Genomic DNA, 6,624 nt, shown 5'->3' with positions numbered 1-6,624 from the left:
GTTGTTCCCGCGCCGTTGTCGCCGCCGCCGTTGTCGCCGCCGCCGTTGTCGCCGCCGCCGTTGTCGCCGCCGCCGTTGTCGCCGCCGCCGTTGTCGCCGCCGCCGTTGTCGCCGCCGCCGTTGTCGCCGCCGCCGTTGTCGCCGCCGCCGTTATCTCCACCGCCGTTATCTCCACCGCCGCCAGCGGGCTTGGCGACTGTGAAGGAGATGGGGTTGTTGAAGTTCTGGTCGCCGATGGTGCTGCCGCTCATGTGCATGACGGTCTGCTGGGCGTTGCCGGTGGCGCAGTCTTCGGTCACCTTGTAGGTGACGTTGACCTTGACGAGGGAGCTGGAGGCGCCGTCGATGCGCCATCCGCCGGTGGGGGCGTTGACCAGGACGTAGGAGTCTGCGGTGCCGGTCTTGTCCTGGGTGCTGGCGATGGTGCCGGATCCGGTGGCCTTGACGAAGTCCAGGCACTGGGGGACGACCTGCTTCACCTTGTAGACGTAGCGGTCGACCTTGGTGTGGGTGAGGGTGTTGGCGATGGTGATCTCGTCACCGACCTTGGGGGTGGTGTCGGTGATGCTCGTGGTGAAGGTCCATTCACCCATGAGGCCGGAGTCGTCGAAATGCCACTTGGTGCTGTCGGGGGCGGCGGTGGCGCTGCCGGCGGCGAGGGCGAGGGCGAACGCGGCAGCTGCGCCGGTGCTCAGGCCGGAGGCCAGACGAGCGGTGGTGGTCTTGTTCATTGTTCAGGTACTCCTGTTTGAGTCAGTGATTTGGTTGAGATCAGCCGAAGAGGTTGCCGAGGCTGCCAGTGTCAAGGCTTCCGGTGCCGCCGCCGTTGTTGCCGCCGCCGGTGCTGCCATCGCCGCCGTTGTTGCCGCCGCCATCACCATCACCATCACCATCACCATCACCGGTGCCGCCATCGCCGCCGCCGGGAGGAGTCGGCTTGGCGACTGTGAAGGAGATGGGGTTGTTGAAGTTCTGGTCGCCGATGGTGCTGCCGCTCATGTGCATGACGGTCTGCTGGGCGTTGCCGGTGGCGCAGTCTTCGGTCACCTTGTAGGTGACGTTGACCTTGACGAGGGAGCTGGAGGCGCCGTCGATGCGCCATCCGCCGGTGGGGGCGTTGACCAGGACGTAGGAGTCTGCGGTGCCGGTCTTGTCCTGGGTGCTGGCGATGGTGCCGGATCCGGTGGCCTTGACGAAGTCCAGGCACTGGGGGACGACCTGCTTCACCTTGTAGACGTAGCGGTCGACCTTGGTGTGGGTGAGGGTGTTGGCGATGGTGATCTCGTCACCGACCTTGGGGGTGGTGTCGGTGATGCTCGTGGTGAAGGTCCATTCACCCATGAGGCCGGAGTCGTCGAAATGCCACTTGGTGCTGTCGGGGGCGGCGGTGGCGCTGCCGGCGGCGAGGGCGAGGGCGAACGCGGCGGCTGCGCCGGTGCCGAGGCCTGCGGCCAAGCGGGTGCGAAGAATGGTCATGGGGTTCTCCTGAAGCTGAGGGGGTCGGACAGCTCGGGTGAGACTGTCGTAAGAAGTTGGGGGATCAGATTCCGAGGCTGCCGGTGTAGACGCTGCCGGAGTCCAGTCCGGGCGTGCTGCCGGTACCCGGACCGTCGGCCACGTGCACGCGTCCGGTGACCGTTGCGGGCGGTGTGCCGTCGATCACAGCCCTGAGTGGATATTCGCCCGACTTGGTGGGAACCCAGGTGCACGTCACGTGACGATTACCGTCCAGGACGAGGTTTCCGCAACCGGGGAGGGTCTTGCCGTCGGAGGTGAGGGTGACGGGCTGGCCCGGAGTGCCTTCGGGGTGGCGGACGGTGATCTTCACGTCGCTGCCGACGGTCGGGTCGGCGGGGGCCGCGGTGATCGACGGCCTGCCCGCGCCGACCTGAAGCGTGGGGCCGACGTTCGGGTTGTCTGCGCCCTTCTCGAAAGCCCAAGTGGTATCCCAGGTCACGCCTCCGGTATTGAGCGGGCCCGCACTGCACTTGACGAGGTAGTCCTGCGTCCAGATCAGGGGATCTGCGGCCCATGAGTTGGCGGCCGGCGGCTTGATCTGCACCCAGCCGGGGCCGGAGGTCACCTCGCTCGGCGCCTTGGTGCCCTCGACGTTCGGGTTGTTGGTGTAGGTCTTGCCCGACACCTTCCATGTGGAGGTCTCCGGGATCGCCTCCATGCACGTGGGATGCAGGTCCTTGACGTAGTACACCTGCCAGGCCAGCTTACGGTTGAGCTGGTTGGTCACGGTGATGACGTCTCCGGTGGAGATCTTGCCGTTCACCACATCGGTGCCGCTGACCGAACGGGAGAACGACACCGCGTCCGAGCTGCCGGTCACCGGGCCGACGATGTCGGCATGGCTGACCGGGGCCAGTGCCGTGCTGCCGGCGGCCATGGTCGCGGCGACACTCAGCAGGGTCGCGGTGCGGCGCAAGTTGGTCTTCATAGATCGTGCTCCTGGCAAGCGGTGGAGGCTAAGCCTTGTGTCAGATTACGGTTCCGCATCGGTACGGATTCAGTGGTTCTCGAAGCCTGATGGCCGTGTCGGCGCTGGGGCAAGCTCCCTGTCAGCTGAAGTCGTTGAGGCGGTGATGACATCGCGCATTACGTGAAACGCATATGTGTTACATGTGGCGCGCGTCGCCATCGGGGCTGAACTGGACGCATGTCTCGATCGGCCCGCGTCGCACGGTACCGGCCTTATTGGCCGCTTGTCGAGCGGAACTTCCCTGCTCAGGCGCGTTGGTACGTTCGGACGAGTCAAATCTGTGCCAACTTTCCAGAAGTGGCGAGAGTCACACGAAGGCATGGATAGTGACATGGGGCGGTTCCTGTTGGGAGGCATCGCCGCAGGTGAAACACATGTAAGTCACATCACACTGCCGCCACGGGGTGTCGGTCGCCATGGCACAAATTTGTCGTTCCACGGCGGTCGGGCCGACTTTTCTGTCTGAACGGCATGGAATCTGGCCTCACGGTCTGTCAACATTCGTCGCATGGAAAAAAGCGTTTCAATCACTTCCCTCGTGCGCCGGGCCGGCGTGATCGCCGTCGCCGGCGCCGCCACCGCCGCACTCGCGGGCGTAGGAGCGGGCTCGGCGCAGGCCGCGCCTGGCGACAACCTCACCGATCGGACATGCCTTCAGTACTCGCAGGACGGCGGCGCCACCTGGGGTGGTCACGACGAGATCGATTGGCTGAACATCAACCCGATCCCAGGGCAGCAGGCGCTTCGCGCCTCCTTCGACATCCGCAATAAGTGTGAAACTCCGGCACACCTGCAGATTTTTGCTGGCGATTGGAAGGTGTCGGGCGGTGGCTCCGCGGTGGTGCGTGCGAACGCAGGCGCTCAGAAGGGGGCTCTAAAGGACCTCGAAGGGACACCTGGGATCTTCTTGGTCAAGACCCCGCGTCTGGCGCAGAACAAGAAGACTCCCGTGGAGTTGTTCATTGGCCTGCCAGCCGACGAAACCAAGCAGGGGTTCACTATCCAGCCTGATTGGCGCATCTTCCTGGCGGAGTCCGAGCCGGACGCTCCGGTGGATCCGGGCCCCGGTGACGGCGGTGACGGCGGATCGGGTAGCTCCGGCAGCAGCACCGGCTCGCTCGGTGACCTGTTCGGTTCGCTGTCTAGCGCGGACGTGAAGCCGGCAGGCAAGACCGTCGGCAAGAGTTTGAACTCCCCGTCGGTGACTGCCGGTCGCTGACCCAAAAGCTCCCCCGTCCAGCGCTCGCTGGCGGGGTAGGCGGTCGCGCGCCAACGCGACCGCCCCGCAACGCCGTCCCCGGCAATGCGGTCCATCCCCAAATCACGCCCCGACCGGGGTGTGCACACACCATGCAAGGACAGACATGAACAAAGTTACCAAGGGTGCCCTCGCCGCAGCAGCGGGCGCAGCGATCCTCGTCGGCGGCGCCGGCACCATGGCCGCCTGGAGCGACAGCAGCAGCCTCGGCTCCGGCACAGTGACCGCCGGTACGCTCAACATCGATCAGGTTCCCGACTCGGGCAAGTGGCACTGGGGCACGCCGGGCGGCACCGAGTTCAATCCGGCCACCGATCGACTGGTTCCGGGCGACACGGTGGTCTACGTCGCTGACTACAACATCACTGCGGTTGGCACGAACCTGGTGGCGACCCTGACTCCGACCCTCGGCAACCTGGAGAGCGGCGAGCTTGCTCAGCACCTCCATGTCACTGCAGTCGGCGACGGCGGCGGCGAGATCAGGCCGACCGGCTCGGTGCAGACGAAGACCATCGGTACCGCCATCACCTTCACGGACGTTCAGGGTGAGACGGGTCAGGGTGCGAGCGCGAGCTTGGCCGGCGGCACGGTCACCCTGACTCAGAACTCTGTGACGACCCCGTAACCCTTCCCAAAAGGATTTTCACGTGAAGGCCCAATTCAAATGGGCGCTCGCAGCGGCAGCGGTACTGCTGGTGGGATTCGTTTCCCTCCAGCAGACCGGGGCCCTGTGGCGTTCGGACGCCAACAACGGCGGCGGTGGCAAGGTCACTGCCGGCACACTCAACATCTCGGCAGGGTCCGAGGGAGTGAAGGAGTTCACTCTCGACGGCCTCACACTTGACGACGCCGATCCCGGTGACAGCGTGCAGAAGCCGCTGCCGGTGATCAACTCGGGCAACGTTTCGATGTCGTACAAGCTCAATAAGGTCACGACCACCGGCGAGGTGCCGCTGATGCTGCGCGCCGCAGTCGTGCCGTCCGAGGCCGCCTGCACCCCGACCGGGGATGTGGGCACGCAGATCTACTCGGGCGCGGCCGCGACCGCGTACACCGACGCACAGACTGTCGAGGCCGGTGACACCGAGGTCCTGTGCCTGCGGTTGACGATCGGCAGCAATGCCACGGCCGACAATGCGCCGTCGACGGCGGCGTTCACCTTCCGCGCGGAATCGATCGCACGGTCGTGAAGATGCGCCGCGGGAATCATCACGCTGACGACGTGCACGATGCGTCGCCGGTAGCTGTCGGCACCGAACAGGAGTCCGGCGACGACGAGGCGACCCCACTTTCCTGGTGGGTCAAGAATATCGCCTCGTGGACGCTGCTGACTGCTGCCGTCGGGCTGCTGGCAGTGATGGTGGTGATCCCGCGGCTCACCGGCTCTACCGCCTACACGGTGCTGACCGGCTCCATGGAACCGAACTATCCGCCCGGAACGATGATCGTGGTGAAGCCGACGCCCGGGGAGGATCTCTCCCCAGGCGACGTCATCACCTTCCAGCCGAAATCCGGTGACCCCTCCGTCGTGACCCACCGCATCGTCAGCACTTTCTACGACAGCGATGGCAAGCGTCGGTTCATCACCAAGGGCGACGCCAACAAGGTGCAGGACGACACCCAGCTGGTAGCCGACCAGATCCGCGGCAAGCTGATCTACTCGGTGCCGTACCTGGGACGAATCAACACCGTGCTCACCAACTCCATGCGGAGCGTCGCGATCTTCCTGATCGCCGGCGGTCTCGGCGCGTACGCGCTGTGGATGTGGTACTCGAGTTACCGCGACCGCGGTAAGGCCGAGGGGGAGGATTCCTCCAACCCTTCGGCAAGCTCTGGGGCCAGCTACGGACAGGAAGGGCTCGGGGCTCCGGCGCCGGATTCTCCTAGGAATGCTGAGAACAGTGCCGGCACCCGGGTGCTCAGTTCGTTGGCGGAGCTGTTCAGCGGATCCGGTCGAACCGATACCTCGTCGACCAACTCAGCGCGGCAGCCAGGCAACGGATCGACGCAGTCCGCGAATGTGGCCGGGCCGCTCCTCGGGCCGCCCCGTCCACCGGCGGTCCAGTCGGGACCGCATTCGCAGGATTTCGCTCACCCCACCGCCGGTGCATACAGGCCGGCCCCCAAGCAGTCGGCGTCGACATGCGCCAGCTGCGGTTCGCCGACGGGACCGTCGTCCGCGATCACCCAACCGATACCCCTTATCCAATGACAAAGGCAGAACAGATGTCTTCTCCCATTCCTTCCCCTGACAAGGGGTCGCGGGTCCGCCGTCTTGTCGGCGAGACCGGCTGGACTCGTACGCGCGCAGTCCTCTCCCTCGGCATGGTCTTCGGACTCGGTGCCGTCGGCACCATGGCGGCGTGGTCGGACACCGCCACCGCCACCACCGGAACGTTCACCATGAGCTCGGTGAATGTCGAAATGAAGCTGAACAGCCAGAGCCCCGTCTACAACATGACGTCGCTCAACAAGCTCCATATGCCCCGAGGCGCTTCGGTCGCTGGCATGCTTCCCGTCAACAACGTCGGGACCGCTGACTTCACTTACCGCGCGGATGTGATCACGGCTGACGCCGGCACCGCGACGTACGGCAAGGCCGATGTGAACAAGTTCGCGGAAAAGCTGACGGTCACGGTCTTCGCCGGCGGCTCGTCGAACGGCGCCACTTGTACCGGTGGCACGCAGATCGGCTCCGCTGTCCAGCTGTCGATCGGGTCCAAGCCCTTCATCGGATCGGCTCGATCCCTCGCTGCCGGTCAGACCGAACCGCTTTGCATCCAGGTGGCCTTGGCTGGAGACGCTCCGCTCGAGGCTCGTATGTCGGCAGTGACTGTCGACTTCAAGTTCGCAGCGACAGCGGCCTAGCAGGAAGTCG

Annotated in this window: 8 protein-coding genes; 5 read left to right on the top strand and 3 right to left on the bottom strand. The window is 65.3% G+C overall.

The features are described 5' to 3' along the window. The 3 genes from ABD989_RS06250 to ABD989_RS06240 all read right to left on the bottom strand — a co-directional run. The coding region (locus ABD989_RS06250) for a hypothetical protein (RefSeq protein ID WP_425556489.1) at positions 1–731 on the bottom strand (731 nt) is incomplete at its 3' end. A gap of 40 nt (positions 732–771) precedes the next feature. Beyond that, entirely contained in the window at positions 772–1,476 is a 705-nt protein-coding gene (locus tag ABD989_RS06245; protein WP_345312813.1) for a hypothetical protein, read from the bottom strand. 64 nt (positions 1,477–1,540) lie between these two features. Beyond that, positions 1,541–2,446, bottom strand: coding sequence for a hypothetical protein (locus ABD989_RS06240; protein WP_345312812.1), 906 nt, complete (start codon positions 2,444–2,446; stop codon positions 1,541–1,543). Between the two features lie 550 nt (positions 2,447–2,996). Between ABD989_RS06240 and ABD989_RS06235 the strand changes: the two genes are divergently transcribed. From ABD989_RS06235 to ABD989_RS06215, 5 genes are all read left to right on the top strand, one after another. Beyond that, positions 2,997–3,707 carry a hypothetical protein gene (locus ABD989_RS06235; protein ID WP_345312811.1) on the top strand — a complete coding sequence of 237 codons (711 nt, stop codon included), beginning with the start codon at positions 2,997–2,999 and terminating at the stop codon, positions 3,705–3,707. Between the two features lie 145 nt (positions 3,708–3,852). Beyond that, a complete protein-coding gene (locus ABD989_RS06230; RefSeq protein WP_345312810.1) occupies positions 3,853–4,371 on the top strand; it encodes an alternate-type signal peptide domain-containing protein in 519 nt (172 codons plus the stop codon). Between the two features lie 22 nt (positions 4,372–4,393). Beyond that, positions 4,394–4,936, top strand: a complete 543-nt coding sequence (locus tag ABD989_RS06225) for a hypothetical protein (RefSeq protein ID WP_345312809.1) — start codon at positions 4,394–4,396, stop codon at positions 4,934–4,936. Between the two features lie 2 nt (positions 4,937–4,938). Continuing rightward, positions 4,939–5,958: a signal peptidase I gene (locus ABD989_RS06220; RefSeq protein ID WP_345312808.1), complete on the top strand. Its 1,020-nt coding sequence runs from the start codon at positions 4,939–4,941 to the stop codon at positions 5,956–5,958. Between the two features lie 14 nt (positions 5,959–5,972). Continuing rightward, the gene (locus tag ABD989_RS06215) at positions 5,973–6,614 is read left to right on the top strand and encodes a SipW-dependent-type signal peptide-containing protein (RefSeq protein WP_345312807.1); all 642 of its coding nucleotides are present in this window, start codon (positions 5,973–5,975) and stop codon (positions 6,612–6,614) included. Positions 6,615–6,624 lie beyond the last annotated feature (10 nt).

The sequence above is a fragment of the Gordonia alkaliphila genome (assembly GCF_039542465.1).
Classification (GTDB): domain Bacteria; phylum Actinomycetota; class Actinomycetes; order Mycobacteriales; family Mycobacteriaceae; genus Gordonia; species Gordonia alkaliphila.
The sequence above is the reverse complement of the archived record's forward strand: the minus strand, read 5'-3'. Positions and strand labels throughout refer to the sequence as shown.